This is a genomic window from Natronincola peptidivorans (assembly GCF_900111615.1).
Classification (GTDB): Bacteria; Bacillota; Clostridia; order Peptostreptococcales; family Natronincolaceae; genus Natronincola_A; species Natronincola_A peptidivorans.
The window spans coordinates 15,383-29,710 of the sequence record NZ_FOHU01000012.1 but is presented as its reverse complement, the minus strand read 5'-3'; the positions used below and the strand labels follow the sequence as shown (position 1 = coordinate 29,710).

Annotated in this window: 15 protein-coding genes; all 15 read right to left on the bottom strand. The window is 35.5% G+C overall.

What is annotated here, in order from left to right; all coding sequences use genetic code 11:
* Positions 1-10 precede the first annotated feature (10 nt).
* The 15 genes from eutJ to ilvB all read right to left on the bottom strand — a co-directional run bounded on the left by eutJ (position 11) and on the right by ilvB (position 14,311).
* Entirely contained in the window at positions 11-835 is an 825-nt protein-coding gene (gene eutJ / locus BMX10_RS12500; protein ID WP_090444710.1) for an ethanolamine utilization protein EutJ, read from the bottom strand.
* A 20-nt stretch (positions 836-855) separates the two neighbouring features.
* Positions 856-1,482: a phosphate propanoyltransferase gene (gene pduL / locus BMX10_RS12495; protein WP_090444707.1), complete on the bottom strand. Its 627-nt coding sequence runs from the start codon at positions 1,480-1,482 to the stop codon at positions 856-858.
* Between the two features lie 12 nt (positions 1,483-1,494).
* Positions 1,495-2,253 carry a hypothetical protein gene (locus BMX10_RS12490; protein WP_090444704.1) on the bottom strand — a complete coding sequence of 253 codons (759 nt, stop codon included), beginning with the start codon at positions 2,251-2,253 and terminating at the stop codon, positions 1,495-1,497.
* Between the two features lie 63 nt (positions 2,254-2,316).
* Positions 2,317-2,601 (bottom strand): ethanolamine utilization microcompartment protein EutM, encoded by a 285-nt coding sequence (gene eutM / locus BMX10_RS12485; RefSeq protein WP_090444701.1) that lies wholly within the window; start codon positions 2,599-2,601, stop codon positions 2,317-2,319.
* 13 nt (positions 2,602-2,614) lie between these two features.
* The gene (locus BMX10_RS12480; protein WP_090444698.1) at positions 2,615-4,054 is read right to left on the bottom strand and encodes an acetaldehyde dehydrogenase (acetylating); all 1,440 of its coding nucleotides are present in this window, start codon (positions 4,052-4,054) and stop codon (positions 2,615-2,617) included.
* Positions 4,041-4,619, bottom strand: a complete 579-nt coding sequence (locus BMX10_RS12475) for a BMC domain-containing protein (protein ID WP_090444695.1) — start codon at positions 4,617-4,619, stop codon at positions 4,041-4,043. The genes BMX10_RS12480 and BMX10_RS12475 overlap by 14 nt, the downstream gene beginning before the upstream one ends.
* A gap of 23 nt (positions 4,620-4,642) precedes the next feature.
* Entirely contained in the window at positions 4,643-5,296 is a 654-nt protein-coding gene (eutL, locus tag BMX10_RS12470; protein WP_090444692.1) for an ethanolamine utilization microcompartment protein EutL, read from the bottom strand.
* Between the two features lie 33 nt (positions 5,297-5,329).
* On the bottom strand, positions 5,330-6,229 hold the full coding sequence (gene eutC, locus BMX10_RS12465; RefSeq protein ID WP_090444690.1) for an ethanolamine ammonia-lyase subunit EutC: 900 nt from the start codon (positions 6,227-6,229) through the stop codon (positions 5,330-5,332).
* Positions 6,230-6,246: 17 nt separating this feature from the next.
* On the bottom strand, positions 6,247-7,611 hold the full coding sequence (locus BMX10_RS12460) for an ethanolamine ammonia-lyase subunit EutB (protein ID WP_090444687.1): 1,365 nt from the start codon (positions 7,609-7,611) through the stop codon (positions 6,247-6,249).
* A gap of 16 nt (positions 7,612-7,627) precedes the next feature.
* Positions 7,628-9,061 (bottom strand): ethanolamine ammonia-lyase reactivating factor EutA, encoded by a 1,434-nt coding sequence (eutA, locus tag BMX10_RS12455; protein WP_090444684.1) that lies wholly within the window; start codon positions 9,059-9,061, stop codon positions 7,628-7,630.
* A 112-nt stretch (positions 9,062-9,173) separates the two neighbouring features.
* Positions 9,174-10,583, bottom strand: a complete 1,410-nt coding sequence (locus tag BMX10_RS12450; RefSeq protein ID WP_090444681.1) for a sensor histidine kinase — start codon at positions 10,581-10,583, stop codon at positions 9,174-9,176.
* 42 nt (positions 10,584-10,625) lie between these two features.
* Positions 10,626-11,195: an ANTAR domain-containing response regulator gene (locus BMX10_RS12445; protein ID WP_090444678.1), complete on the bottom strand. Its 570-nt coding sequence runs from the start codon at positions 11,193-11,195 to the stop codon at positions 10,626-10,628.
* Positions 11,196-11,346: 151 nt separating this feature from the next.
* The gene (gene eutS / locus BMX10_RS12440; RefSeq protein WP_090444673.1) at positions 11,347-11,691 is read right to left on the bottom strand and encodes an ethanolamine utilization microcompartment protein EutS; all 345 of its coding nucleotides are present in this window, start codon (positions 11,689-11,691) and stop codon (positions 11,347-11,349) included.
* 279 nt (positions 11,692-11,970) lie between these two features.
* Positions 11,971-12,396, bottom strand: coding sequence for a EutP/PduV family microcompartment system protein (locus BMX10_RS12435; RefSeq protein ID WP_090444670.1), 426 nt, complete (start codon positions 12,394-12,396; stop codon positions 11,971-11,973).
* Between the two features lie 244 nt (positions 12,397-12,640).
* On the bottom strand, positions 12,641-14,311 hold the full coding sequence (ilvB, locus tag BMX10_RS12430) for a biosynthetic-type acetolactate synthase large subunit (RefSeq protein ID WP_330387908.1): 1,671 nt from the start codon (positions 14,309-14,311) through the stop codon (positions 12,641-12,643).
* Positions 14,312-14,328: the final 17 nt, after the last annotated feature.

The following is a 14,328-nucleotide window of genomic DNA, read 5'->3' as shown; positions in this document are numbered from 1 at the left end:
ATCACATCCTTTATATTTTGCAGTTCATAGCTATCCCCAAAGGTGTCACTAAAAATGGATTACTAGGCTTCACAGTTTTGATGCCAGTTTCTTTTTCAATGACTTTCTCTATTCCTTCTAAACAACAGGTTCCTCCCACTAAATATATACAGTCAACTTCAAAGGAGTGAATGTGTTGTTTAATAATACAGGCTATTTTTTGAATCACAGGTATTACTATTGTAAAGATTTCTTTATTCCTTTCCTTTACTTTTTTTAAAACTTCTGCCTCTTCAAATTTAATTTTATAACTACCAGCAACCACAAGGGTTAAATGGGTTCCTCCAGTTGCTTCATCCGCTGTATAGATAACCTCACCTTCTTTAAATATAGCTAATCCAGTAGTGCCTCCTCCAACATCTACAATGACACCATTTCTTATGTTCAGTACAGAATTAGCTGCTGTAGGTTCGTCTAATATGTTTGTAACCTCTAACCCAGCACCCTCCACTACATAACGGTGGGTGTTACTATCTTTTTCACTGGTGCCAGGAGGTATTGCTATAGCTGCTTTAGTTAAGGTTGATCCTAACCGCGCTTCTAGCTTTTTCTTCAATCTTTTTACTATAGCCGTTGCTCCTATATAATCCACTACTAGGCCATCCTTTATTACTTGTGCGAATTCAAGTTCACAGGCTATAGGTTTTTTCTGTTTATCTAATACTATCAAAACGATGTAGGCAGTACCTAAATCTACCCCTACCAGTAATTCTTCTTTTAGATTCCGTTTATTAGTACATATTATTGAATCTTCCACCGCTGTTATCTGAGTATCTACCTTTATAAAATCTGTCATAGATTTCTTCCTTTCTACTATTAGAGGAGAATCCTACCTAATGTATCTGACGTAAAACCTATGGCATTAGCTTCATCATGGTCTATATGCATATTGAGACAATAGTTTTCCCCCACCCTTACCTTTACATCTTCAAAGATAACTGGTCTTTCACTAATGACTTTTATTTTCACTTTTTTGTTATCTTCAACTTTAAATCTCTCTGCATCTTCTGGATTCATATGAATATGTCTCTGAGCTATAATAACTCCTTCTTTTACCTTTACAGCTCCATTTGATGTAGCAATAAGCAGACTTTCACTTCCTATCAAATCTCCCGATTCTCTAACTGGCGGCCGGATGCCTAAAGTAATAGCATCTGTCTTAGAAATTTCAATTTGTGTATCATTTCTAGGTGGACCTAATATAGCAACATTGTTAATTACACCCTTGGGACCTATTAACATTATTCGTTCATTATATTGATACTGTCCAGGCTGAGACAAATTCTTTTTCTTTGTTAATTTGCCCTCTTCTCCAAATAGTAATTTGATATCTTCTTTGCTCAAATGAACATGTCTAGCAGAGATTTCAATGGGAATATATAAATCTTTTTTTATTTTTTCTAAAACTCTATGAAGGATAGTATTCACTTGTATTTCTTCCACTGTGAGTCCCTCCTATCGATAAAATCCACCCAAATATCTACACATCAAAAGATAAATCCCACTGCTTAATCTATTAAGAGCTATAAGTATATCTTGTCGTTCAATGCTTTCTTCTTTTTTAAAAGCTTGAATCCCACATATTTCTGTTTCCCTAGCGTTGCTCCTCAGAGTATTTAATCCTATTACTATATCACCCATTTCATAATGGGGAAGTACATGTTTGAATTTGAAGTGTTTTTCAGGATGATGAGATATCTCCCTAATTTCTTCTTCCCCTAATCCAAAGAGCTTTATCTCTGCCAGTTCTTCACCTAATACTTCTGCTCTCAAAATATTTCGAATGAATTGTAATAGCTCATCTAAATCCTTTTGAAGTTTTACTAATTTATTTTTATTAACTAATATTTGAATCTCTAAGATTTTAGATTGTAGGCTATCTAACTTACCCCTTAATATAATTCGAGGATGATCTTTATAAACCAGTTTATCTCCATATAAATGTGTCATGTACTCTGGTTTTTCTTCAAAGTAGCCACCAGTATAATTGCATTGATATTTATATTTTCTCTCCACCTTCTTATCTATTGCTTCTAAGTTTTCCTGAGGGTTCTTACCATTTTGGGACTTTTCATCTACAATAAGTTCTATTTCGTTGTCCTTCAGATATTGTTGGGCAGAGGGAGTAATTAAGATTTCTTTGCTTATTACATATTTCTTTGATTTAATTTTTTTATAATGATTTCGCAGAATTTCTTCAGTTAGTACCTTCATATTTTCCAACTCCCTTGGAAGGTTTATCCACCCGGGCTACCATTGAGCCCGGGACTATAACAACTAACCTTCAACTTTTGGCAAAATGACTTCTACTTCTCCATGAGGTCTTGGAATAACGTGTACAGAAATCAGTTCTCCTACTCTATCTGCCGCTGCTGCACCTGCATCAGTTGCAGCCTTCACTGCTCCAACGTCCCCTCTAACCATTACTGTAACTAAACCTCCCCCTACATGTTCCTTCCCTACTAAGCTTACATTTGCCGCTTTAACCATCGCATCAGCTGCTTCTATCGCTCCTACCAATCCCTTAGTTTCAATCATACCTAACGCATTTGCATTTGCCATTTTTTACTCCTCCTTAAAAATTTAGTTTTTTTAATTCCTCCAACACCAATTCTGTAATCCTGTTAACATCAATATTATTTTTCGGTTTTAATTCTTCTGCTTCTTTTAGCCCGTAAACTAACCTCTTCACGTTCATCAAATGAATGGGACTTACATTGTCTGAAGTTGCACTACCCCCAATACCTCCAGATCCTAATGTTAATGAGGGTGTTAAACTAGTAGTAGCACCTATTGCCCCTTGAGATGATGGTGTATTTACTAAAATTCTAAACACTGGCTTCTTAAAAGCAAATTCTTGAATGACTTTTTCATTCTCTGAGTGAATAACCAAAGAATGACCTAATCCGCCATAATTTAATAAATCAATGCAAAGTTCACATGCTTCCTGCCAATTATCTCTTGTATAAAATGCAAGGATTGGAGATAATTTCTCCATGGAAAATGGATAAGCTTTACCAACACCCTTCTCCTCACACAAAATAACTTTTATGCTTTCTGGTAGGTTTATCCCTGCCATTTCAGCTATTTTTTTGGCTGTTTGCCCGACAATTTTAGGATTTAAGCCTCCCCATGGATTTTGTATAATGACGGCGAGCTTTTCTATTTCTTCTCCTGTTGCAAAATATCCACCCTGCCGAATAAACTCCTCTTTAACCTTTTTTTGAATACAGTTTTCCGTAATTACCGCCTGCTCAGATGCACATATAGTACCGTTATCAAAGGTTTTACTATCTATGATCCGTTTTACTGCCATGTGAATATCTGCTGATTTTTCTATGAAGGCAGGAACATTTCCAGGCCCCACCCCTAAGGCTGGTGTTCCAGAGCTGTAAGCTGCCTTAATCATCTCTGACCCACCTGTTGCCAAGATCAAAGATATTTTTTTATGAGACATTAATTCTAAGCTGCCTTCCATGGTGGGCAAGGCCATACTACTTATTAATCCTTCAGGTGCTCCTACACTAACCGCTGCTTCATTCATTACTTCTACAGCCTTATTGATACATGTTACTACTGAGGGATGAGGACTAAATATTATAGCATTTCCAGCTTTTAAAGCGCATAGGCTTTTAAATATGGTTGTTGAAGTAGGGTTGGTTGAGGGGATGAGAGCTGCTATTATGCCTACTGGCGACGCTATTTCTATCATTTTTTCTTTTTTATCTTCCCTAATAATTCCCACAGTTTTCATATCCTTTATGTGTTGGTATACTGCTTTACTGGCAAATAAATTTTTGACTATTTTATCTTCATATTTTCCAAAGCCCGTTTCCTCTACCGCCATTTCAGCCAATTTTTCAGCGTGTTTCTCTCCTGACTCTGCCATAGCTTTTATAATAATGTCTACCTCTTCTTGACTAAATTCTTTAAACTGTTTTTGTGCTTTGTCAGCTTTATCTATAAGGTTTCTTACTTGTTGAATAGATCGTAAGTCCTTATCATCTAGAATCATCTGTCCTTCCCCCCCTTTCATAAAATTCTAATATAGCCATTATTAATTGATTTTTTCTCGCAAATTTTATTTCCCCTTTGTCTAACTTGATTCCCTCCATTTTGCGTGCTAAAGTTCTTAATTTCACTACCTTCATAGCTTTTAGCTCTTCTATTGTTTTCTCAGGATTACTTAAGTTTTCATTTAATTCTTTATCTATTCTTATTTCTTGTACTATCGTATCAACATCCGCATAATCCTTATTCATACTTTTTCTTAATTCTTTTTTCTGGGTTTTATGGATGCCACAGATGTCGGAGAAAATTATTTTATCTAATCCCTCCGCTGTTCTAGAAATAACATGGGTTGACAGCAAATTACCCATTTCCTTTACTGCTACTTCTGCAGCATCTATGGCCACCTTAACTGCTGCAACATCTCCTGAAATTTTTATTGTTACAAGCCCACCAGATACCTTCTCTAGCCCAATCAAGGTCACATTGGCTGTCTTTAAGCAGATATCTGCTGCCTCTACTGCTGATAAATATCCGAAAGTCTCTATTAATCCAAGAGCCTTACCTCTCATTTTCTCACCGCCTAACAATAAGGCTAAAATTTAGTTGGATTATCTGCTACATACTCAACTGCTGCTGCAAATGCATCACAGGCAGCTTTACATGCTGATTGACTTCCTGTAAGTAGTCCACCACCAAAGTTAGTTTCAGAAGGTGGACCATAGAAGATTGCCATCCTTACATCTGCAGCCTTCAAAGCAGCATCTAAAGCGTACATAGCTTCCATAGGTGGTGCGATAAGGTATGCAATAGCTTCGCCCTCCTGTATACCCGCTGTGTCAGATAGATAAGAGCCTGATCTAGAAATGCAATGGGCGTAATAGGCAATACTATCGTCCTCGTTAGCACTGTAAAAACAAGCGCCATTTTCAATAAATTCAATAGCAGCATTTAGACCGCTTCTAACTTCTGCTGGATTAGGTCCTGCTAAAATACCTATGAACTCTCCTGCCAGCTTTGTACTAGCATTAGCAGCTCCTCCATAAAAAGACTTGGCATAAGCTACTTGAACATCTGCTTTTTTTGTAGCTTCATCTAATGCTGTATAGGATACATCATCGATATCTGTTGTTATGATACCTATACTTCTGTGTTGCTTTTCTAACTTTAGTTCTGTTGCCATATCAGGATTAATGTTTGGAATTAGCTTTATACTTAATACCTGAGCACGAATTGGGTCATTTCTCATTTACTTTCCCTCCATTCTTGTAAATTGATATCATCATAATTTTAAATCTAAACCACTTGCTTTTTTGTCTAGCATTTGCTTTAAAATCTCAGCGATGTGAGCACCAGCTTCAACTGCTGGGGTACCTCCTTTATGAATATTGGATACTACCGTTCTTCTTGCTTCAGGCATATTGACTGTAGCTTTATATGCCATATAAGCACTCATGCTCTCACCAGTGGCAAGACCAGGTCTTTCACCAATCAAAACACATGTTACTTCTGCTCCTGTAGTTTCAGATATAACATCCATTGCAGGGACTCTTCCATACTTTACGAAAAATGGTGTCCCTATTTTAACGCTATATCCTTCTAAACCCTGCATAATAGCTGGAAGAATATCTCTAATATTTGTTTCAATCGCCGTGGAACTTAATCCATCAGACACATAAATTTGTACTTCAGGATTCATAATACAATTTTCTCTAATTGTATTTAGTGATTCTTCATGAAATTTTCTTCCTAAATCCGGTCTTGTAAGATACTGATCTTTACTATTGCACATCGTTTCTATAGTAAATAAATCCATCTCCTTCAAAAATTCCTCTGATACGTTTGTAAAAACAGCATCCATTGCTACTGCATGGTCAGCTCTAAATCGTAACATCGTTTCTGTTTTGTATCGTGGTCCCGCTCTCCAAACCCCTATTCGTGCAGGAGTTGTTTCCTTCATTTTTAGTAAGCCATCTAAATTTTCAGCCTCAGGAACTAAGACCTGTCTTTTTAAATCTATCTCAGTAATGTCCTGCAAATCCTCTTCACAGTTTTCTATGTCTTCAACTATCTCTTGTTTTACTCTGTCTTCACAATCCTTTGGTAGTATTTTTTCAGATGTCATACCTAGCTCTGATATGACTTGCTCAATAACGATTCTTAAGTCTTTTTCAGAAATCATATTCTCCCCTCCTTTTATTATTTGAAAAATATAGAAGCATCTCCAGCTCTACTTGTTAATTTCCCATTCTTTATCAAATTCATTTTTCCCAACCATTTCTCAAATTCATAACTTGGCCTCAAGTTTAATAATTCTCTTAGGGTAGGAATTTCATGATATCCAGTGCATTGATAGTTCAACATAACATCATCACCTGCTGGGATACCCATAAAATAATTACATCCTGCATTTGTCAATAGTACTGCTAAGTTTTCTATATCATTTTGATCCGCTTTCATATGATTGGTATAACAAGCATCTACACCCATAGATATGCCCGTTAACTTCCCCATAAAATGATCCTCAAGACCTGCTCGAATTACCTGTTTGCTATCATACAGGTATTCGGGACCAATGAAACCTACAACCGTATTAACTAGGAAAGGACTATATCTTTTTGCTAATCCATAGCATCTTGCTTCCATTGTAACCTGATCAGCATTATGGTGGGCATCAGAGGATAATTCAGAACCCTGCCCAGTTTCAAAATACATAAAATTCGGCCCTGTTGCTGTTCCTTCCTTCATCATCATATCATTTGCTTGATCTAATAATTCTACTGTTATGCCAAAGGCTTCATTCCCTCTTTGAGATCCTGCAATGCTTTGAAATATCAAATCACTAGGAGCTCCTTTTTTAATTGCTTCCATCTGAGTTGTTACATGAGCTAACACACAAATCTGTGTTGGAATCTCCCACTTTCTTTTAAAGTCATCAAAAGCTTTTAGTACCTTGGTAACACCCTCAACTGTGTCTTCAACAGGATTTAAGCCAATAACAGCATCTCCAACACCATAGCTTAACCCCTCCATAACGGATAGCATGATTCCTTCAATATTATCAGTAGGATGATTTGGTTGTAATCTAGCTGCTAATGTACCTGGCAATCCAATAGTTGTATTGCAGTGAGCACTAATCCGAATCTTGCTAGCTCCATAAATCAAGTCCAAATTTGACATAAGTTTTGTTACACCAGCCACTATTTCACTTGTAAGACCCCTGCTGATTCGTTTTACTTCTTCTGATGATGTACTAATGTCTAAAATCCATTCTCTCAATTCAGCTACTGACCAGTTTTTGATTTCTTGATAGATTTTTTCATTTACACTGTCCTGAATAACCCTAGTGACTTCATCTTTTTCATAAGGCACTACAGGGTTATTTCTTAAATCTTTTAGAGTTAAATTGCTCAATACCTCCTTAGCAGCTATGCGTTCTGTAACAGAATTAGCTGTAATCCCGGCTAGACTATCTCCTGATTTTTCTTCATTTGCTTTAGCCAATACTTCTTTGACAGAATTAAACTTGTAAACCTCCCCAAATAATTTTGTTTTTAACCTCATAATAACTCCCCCTATTCTAAGAATTGAACACTAATGTTTTTATGACAACCGGCACTACTCTGTTATTAGCTAAGGGTCTGCCAATGTCAATATAGTCTCCGTTGTCAACTTTGATACTATCAATACAAATAATATCCTTTTTATAGCCTACTTGCTTATACAAGGTCTGACCCAAGACCTTGGCAATGTCATTCTCTACTACTACTATTAGGACTGCATTTTGCTTAATCACTTCTTCCATTCCTTTAATAATATTTGCAGCTAAATTTTGTATTTCTTTGAAGCTTGGATTTTTTAGTCCCCTTATGCCTAAGGCCACCATTTGCATCTTCTCTTCTAGGTCAAACCACTTAAGCTTATTTTCTATTTTTTCTATGAAACTCTCTTTAGTTAACCTTTCTTCTTTAACTGACATTTTTAATATAGGTATATTCTTAAGAGGAAACACATCCTTTGTAAAGGTAATGGTGCTTCCGCTAATATCAACGGTATGAGATCCTGCTCCCACTACGGTTGCCCTTATGGTTTCTATGGGGTTTGCTAATTTATAGCTTTTTAACAGATTGGATTTTCTAATTGAATGGCCTAACAAAATACCAATATCACTGTATCTAAAGAGTGAATCTCCGTCTTCTTCATAAATATGATCTGCAACTCCCCCTGAAAAGGTTATATAATCTATAGAATAATTTCTTTTTAAATCCTTACCTATAAGCATTTTTTTACCAGCCTCCGTTGGAGACTTTAAGCCTACTACTTCTAGAAGTATTTCTGTCATTTTATCAGCTATCTTCTCTATTGATTCTAAGCCTATTTCCATACCTTCCTTTATTTCTAAGCCCATATTTTTTGTTAAGTCTTTTAATTTCGGAGCTATGTAGCAAATCTTTTTTGTATCCTTTTCAAACCTGATTAATCTCCCACCTATGTCTAAGCAGGCGGTATCAATAACTTCTCCATCCTTGAACACTGCTATGTTAGTGGTTCCACCTCCAATGTCTAAATTAATTACGGTACAGCTATCCTCCTTAGATAGTTTTTCTGCACCAGCACCTTTACCCGCAATGATGGCTTCTAAATCTGGTCCAGCTGTTGCAACAACAAACTCTCCTGCTAAATCACTAAGGGTTTTTAAAACAATACTTGCATTTTCCTTTCTAGCGGTTTCTCCTGTAATGATAACGGCTCCAGTTTTGACCTCTTTAGATGAAATACTTGCTTTGTTGTATTCACTCTCAATAATTTTTCTTACATTCAAGCCATCAATTTCGTAATGGGAAACTATAGGAGTAAAGTAAATATCACTTCTATATATAACCTCTTTTTCTACAATACTGATATTGGGTACAGACGCTGCCGAAGCAGTATTTTCGATAGTAATTTTACTGAAAATCAACTGGATAGTAGATGTACCAATGTCAATCCCCACGCTTAAAATTTTTTCCCTCAATTTTTTTGCCTCCTCTTTCCTCTAAAAACACATAAGAGGCCAAGGTAAACTACGAAAAATCATACTTTACCTTGGCCCCTTTGCCTTTTACACTAACACAACCTTGTGTTATCTATTCATTTTTAAAATCAAAAATAACTTTTGTACCACTGGGGGATGAATCTATGTGTATATCCCCAGCTAGCTTATCCTGCACAATGCTGTTCACTATTTTCAGTCCTAAGCTTCCTTGCCTTACCGTCAGCAGATCAAACCCTCTCCCATTATCTATGATAGATATACTTGAATACATACTCCCTTTTTGTATGCATATTTCTATATGACCAGCATCTTTATCTTCAAAGGCATATTCTAGAGAATTTTGTAATAATTCATTTACTACTAAAGCAATAGATGTTGCTTTATCAGAGTCTAAAGTGATGCTATCTCCCTTTAAATCTATTTTTATGTCTTTATGAGGTACAATCCCATAATCCAATGTATTATCTTTGATTCGAGATAAAATTGTTTTAATATCAACGTTATCTACTCCTTTTTGTGCTAGAATTTCATGAGTAACTGCAATGCTTAGAATTCTACTGATACTTTCATTAAAAGATTTTTTAACTAAGTCATTGTCAATACGCCTTGACTGTAACCTCAAAAGACTTGCTATCGTTTGAAGATTGTTTTTTACTCGGTGATGAATTTCTCTAATTGCTACTGATTTTAAAATAAGCTCCTTCTCTTTCTCTTTAACCTCCGTGATGTCTTTTATCAGCATTATTACAGATGCTAATATTTTTTTTTGTTTTACAACAGCATATTTGACTTGTAAAGATAATTTTCCTATATCAATTTCTGTAATATTAAAGGATTGTGCTTCCACAACCTTCTCAAATACACTACCATCAAAAGCTAAATTATCAAAATTCATTCCAATTATATGATCTCGATAACCTAATTTTTTATATAGTTCATCAGCAACTGGATTAGCATAGGTTGCCACACCTTGGGGATCAAACATAACGATGGCATCATTAATATGATAAGGAATGGTGTTTTCATTATCTATAAAAGACAATAATGTTTCTGTAAGCTGTTCTGTCGTTTCTGCTAAAATTTCCATGTGTTTATTTTGATTGACATGCTCCGTAATATCCTGTTCCATGATAAGACAAGCGATGGTTTTTCCTCTATCATTCTTGATAGGCACTACACTTTGCTTTACCGTTTTGTTTTCTTGGGTTATGGCCTTTAAATCTCTTGTAGCCATACCAATTTCTAAGGTTCTTAAGGCAGCAGGTTCATTCTTTCGAAGGGCTAATTCTCCCACAACTGTATGTTTATACATAGACGGATAGATTAATGGTTTCGCTTCCGCTACTACAATAGCAACATTAGGATCTCTAGTCAGACAGTCTATAAATACATCTGCTTTTACAAGATCAGATATAATAGGGAGATTGCTGGAAATACTTTCCAACTTCATTATCTCCATATCCGATAAATTCGTATGTATATAGCATAACTCCTTTAACATACCCTGCCACCCATCTTTGTTTATTGAAATACTTCTTGCTTTTTATTGATTAATCACAATGGTAGATGCAATTTGTTTCATAGCACAACGTTTATCCATACTAAGCTTTCTTATTCTTTTATATGCCTCTTCCTCTGATATTTGATATTTTTTCATTAAAATCCCTTTTGCTTTTTCTACTGTTTTCCTAGTTTCCAGTTGTTCTCTGATAAATTCTATATCTTTTTTCATTTGTTCAATCTCTTTGCCTTTGCAAAGGGCCACTTCTATAGCTGGCATAAGAGATTTCTCATCAATAGGTTTAATAATATAACCCATTACACCCGCTTCTTTAGCCTGTTCTATGAATTCTCTTCCACTATAGGCCGTCAATAATACTACTGACTTTGCTAAACCTTCTTGAGTAATAACCTTAGAAGCCTTTAATCCATCTAACAAAGGCATTTTCACATCCATTAACACTAAATCAGGTCTTAGTTTTCTACAAAGCTCTACTGCATCAAATCCATCAGAAGCTTCTCCTACTACACTGTAGCCAGCTTCCTTGAGCATCTCAGCAAGATCCATCCTAGTAATAGGCTCATCATCGGCTATTACTATATTTTTGTACATTTCTTCTCCCCCTTTTTATAAAGGTTTGATCATCTTGTTGTTAGCTATCTTATGTATTTTAATACATCTTTGTCTTAGATGTATGCTTGTAAAACAATATATGCTTAATAATTTAACATTAGCACCACTTTGTCCACTAAAGTAAAATCTACTATGATTTTGTTAGATGACTAGGGGTAAATCCTAATACACTTTGTAAGACATGAATGACCTCCCGAAGTCCAGACTCTACACTAGCTACATCTCCAGTTATAACCAACGACCCGCTAAATCTATCTAAAAAACCTATCTCTACACCAGCAGCCTTTGTAGCAACATCTGCTGCTATGATAGCTGCTTCGCTAGGAGTTATGGTTAGAATGCCAATGGCTTCTCTATAGTCCTCTGTTAGTCCTAATTTTTTATATATACCTCTTTCAGGGCTTGCTATTAAATGGGCAAGAGTTATTTGTTTTCCGGGGACATACTCCTGTATAACTCTTTGTTTTTCTTCCATTTATCTTTTCACCACCTAATAATAGCTTTAAAATGCATAAAAAGCTTCCTAAGAATGTATCTCTATCCTTTAGAAGCTTCATCGCTTTCTATTACACGCCTTTGTGTAATTGAATATTCAGATTATTTTTATGTTGATTAAATTATACTATACATTCTTTATCAATACAATTAAAAATATTTTTTCAATTTAACTTTATGAAAGAAATTCTACCTCAAAATCCAAAATATTTGGTAATATTACAGGAGATAAAAGACCATTACTTACTATTATAAAACATTAATTTGTAAGAAATAACGTTATCTCCTTTATCCCCTCTCCTGTAAGGCTGCTTACTTTAAAAACTCTTTGCGCTCCTGCATTTTTTAATAATTTTTCAGCAATTTTAGCCTTTTTGTTGAAGCAATCAACTTTAGTTATTATTCCTACAACAGGTTTTGTGAACATCGTAGCAAAATTAGGTGGGAATACAGTTTCTATTTTCGTAGCATCCTGTACAAGTCCTACAATATCAGAATCATTAGAGGATACAATCAACGCAGAATAATAATTTCTGTTTTCAATATATTCTCCAGGGGTATCTAAGACATGGCAAATATGCTCAACTGTTTGTGTTTTTTTATAGATTAGAGGCAATTGATTGATAGCTTGAGCAAGGGTGGTTTTGCCACATCCTGATGCACCTATTAATATTATCTTTTTCATGCATTTATTCACCTCACCCATAAATATTAAATGCTTTATCTTTCTAGAATCAAAGACATGCAGATCTAAAGCTACATTTAAGTATACATGGTCTCAGTTTTACGCAAAACTGTGGGGTGCAATGTAACTCTTGGCACATTAAAATTTAGAGCATATGTATGATGGTTTATATTTATTAATATTAAGAACAACTAGAAGTCTTTTTGATGTTGTTTTTATTGTTCAGAAGTATTAAACTCATTGATTATTCCTCTGTTATTACTTTCTCTATTGCAGCCCCTGGTGGTACGATTGGAAATACATTGTCTTCTTCATCTATAATGCAATTAATAACAACAGGTTCTTTAGCTTCTAATGCTTCTTTAAAGGCATTTTCAAACTCTACTTCATTTGTAATTTCATAACCTTTAGCTCCGTAGGCTTCTGCTAATTTAATGATATCAGTAGATCTTCCTAAGGTAGTTTGGGAATATCGTTTATCATAAAATAGTTTTTGCCATTGTCTTACCATGCCTAATACACCATTGTTTAAAATCACGATGATGATTGGTAAGTTATATTTTACCGCTGTAGCTAATTCATTACAGTTCATTTGAAAGCTACCATCTCCTGCAATATTAATCACTTGTTTCTCTGGTTGAGCCAGCTGTGCCCCTATACAAGCCCCTAACCCATACCCCATAGTACCTAAACCTCCAGAGGAGATAAAGGTTCTTGATTTGGTATATTTATAATACTGAGCAGCCCAAATTTGATTTTGTCCTACCTCTGTAGTAATAACAGCATCTCCCTTTGTGATATTATAAATTTTCTCCAGCACGGCTTGAGGCTTTAAAGCGCCATTGGTTTTATAGCTTAAAGGAAAACTATTTTTCCATTCATCAATTTGATTAATCCATTCAGTCCTATTCATAGGATTGAGTTTTTCATTAATTCTTTTAATTACTTCCTTTACATCTCCAATAATACAATAATGGGTTTTTATGTTTTTATTGATTTCAGCAGGATCAATATCTATATGAAGAATCTTTGCCCGCGGTGCGAAAGCCTCCATCTTGCTTATAACTCTATCACTAAACCTTGCTCCTATAGCTATTAATAAATCACATTGGGTAGCTGCCAGATTTGAGGGTTTCGTTCCATGCATGCCAATCATTCCTGTAAATAGCTTATGATCTCCAGGAAAACCTCCTAATCCCATCAAGCTGCTACAGACAGGTGCCTTAATAGTCTCTGCAAAGGCTACTAAATCTCCATTGGCATCGGCATGATTTACACCCCCTCCAACATAAATGAGAGGCTTATTGGCTTCTTTTAGTAACTTAAGAGCATTGTTTATATCTTCCTTTGTTATATTTTCTACTGCTTTATTAACAACCCTCGGTTTTTCTTTTATATATTCTGTTATTTGTGCAGTGATATCCTTTGGAATATCCACTAGAACAGGCCCTGGTCTTCCTTCTTGAGCAATATAAAACGCCCTTCTAATCGTTGCTGCTAAATCGTTAACATCTTTAACAATAAAATTATGTTTAGTAATCGGCATTGTAATTCCAGTTATATCTACCTCTTGAAAGCTATCCTTTCCTAATAGGGCTAAAGGAACATTTCCTGTGATTGCTACCATCGGTACGGAGTCCATATATGCAGTTGCAATACCTGTAACTAGATTAGTAGCTCCTGGTCCTGAGGTAGCTAAGCATACGCCTACCTTTCCAGTAGCTCGTGCATAACCATCAGCAGCATGAGACGCTCCCTGTTCATGGGAAGTCAATATATGTCTTATATCATTCTGGTATTTGTAGAGAGCATCATAAATATTTATGACAGCACCTCCAGGATAACCAAAAATAGTATCTACACCTTGTTCCTTTAAACATTCCATCAATATTTCTGCACCATTTAATTGCATCATCTTTCCCTCCCTCTATC

Bases quoted from the DNA above. Each gene is read 5' to 3' on its own strand.
- ilvB (WP_330387908.1), bottom strand. From the start codon at position 14,311: ATGATGCAATTAAATGGTGCAGAAATATTGATGGAATGTTTAAAGGAA.
- BMX10_RS12460 (WP_090444687.1), bottom strand. From the start codon at position 7,611: ATGAGGTTAAAAACAAAATTATTTGGGGAGGTTTACAAGTTTAATTCT.
- eutM (WP_090444701.1), bottom strand. From the start codon at position 2,601: ATGGCAAATGCAAATGCGTTAGGTATGATTGAAACTAAGGGATTGGTA.
- BMX10_RS12445 (WP_090444678.1), bottom strand. From the start codon at position 11,195: ATGTACAAAAATATAGTAATAGCCGATGATGAGCCTATTACTAGGATG.
- eutL (WP_090444692.1), bottom strand. From the start codon at position 5,296: ATGAGAAATGACCCAATTCGTGCTCAGGTATTAAGTATAAAGCTAATT.
- BMX10_RS12475 (WP_090444695.1), bottom strand. From the start codon at position 4,619: ATGAGAGGTAAGGCTCTTGGATTAATAGAGACTTTCGGATATTTATCA.
- BMX10_RS12490 (WP_090444704.1), bottom strand. From the start codon at position 2,253: ATGAAGGTACTAACTGAAGAAATTCTGCGAAATCATTATAAAAAAATT.
- BMX10_RS12435 (WP_090444670.1), bottom strand. From the start codon at position 12,396: ATGAAAAAGATAATATTAATAGGTGCATCAGGATGTGGCAAAACCACC.
- BMX10_RS12450 (WP_090444681.1), bottom strand. From the start codon at position 10,583: ATGTTAAAGGAGTTATGCTATATACATACGAATTTATCGGATATGGAG.
- eutS (WP_090444673.1), bottom strand. From the start codon at position 11,691: ATGGAAGAAAAACAAAGAGTTATACAGGAGTATGTCCCCGGAAAACAA.
- eutC (WP_090444690.1), bottom strand. From the start codon at position 6,229: ATGATTTCTGAAAAAGACTTAAGAATCGTTATTGAGCAAGTCATATCA.
- eutJ (WP_090444710.1), bottom strand. From the start codon at position 835: ATGACAGATTTTATAAAGGTAGATACTCAGATAACAGCGGTGGAAGAT.
- BMX10_RS12480 (WP_090444698.1), bottom strand. From the start codon at position 4,054: ATGATTCTAGATGATAAGGACTTACGATCTATTCAACAAGTAAGAAAC.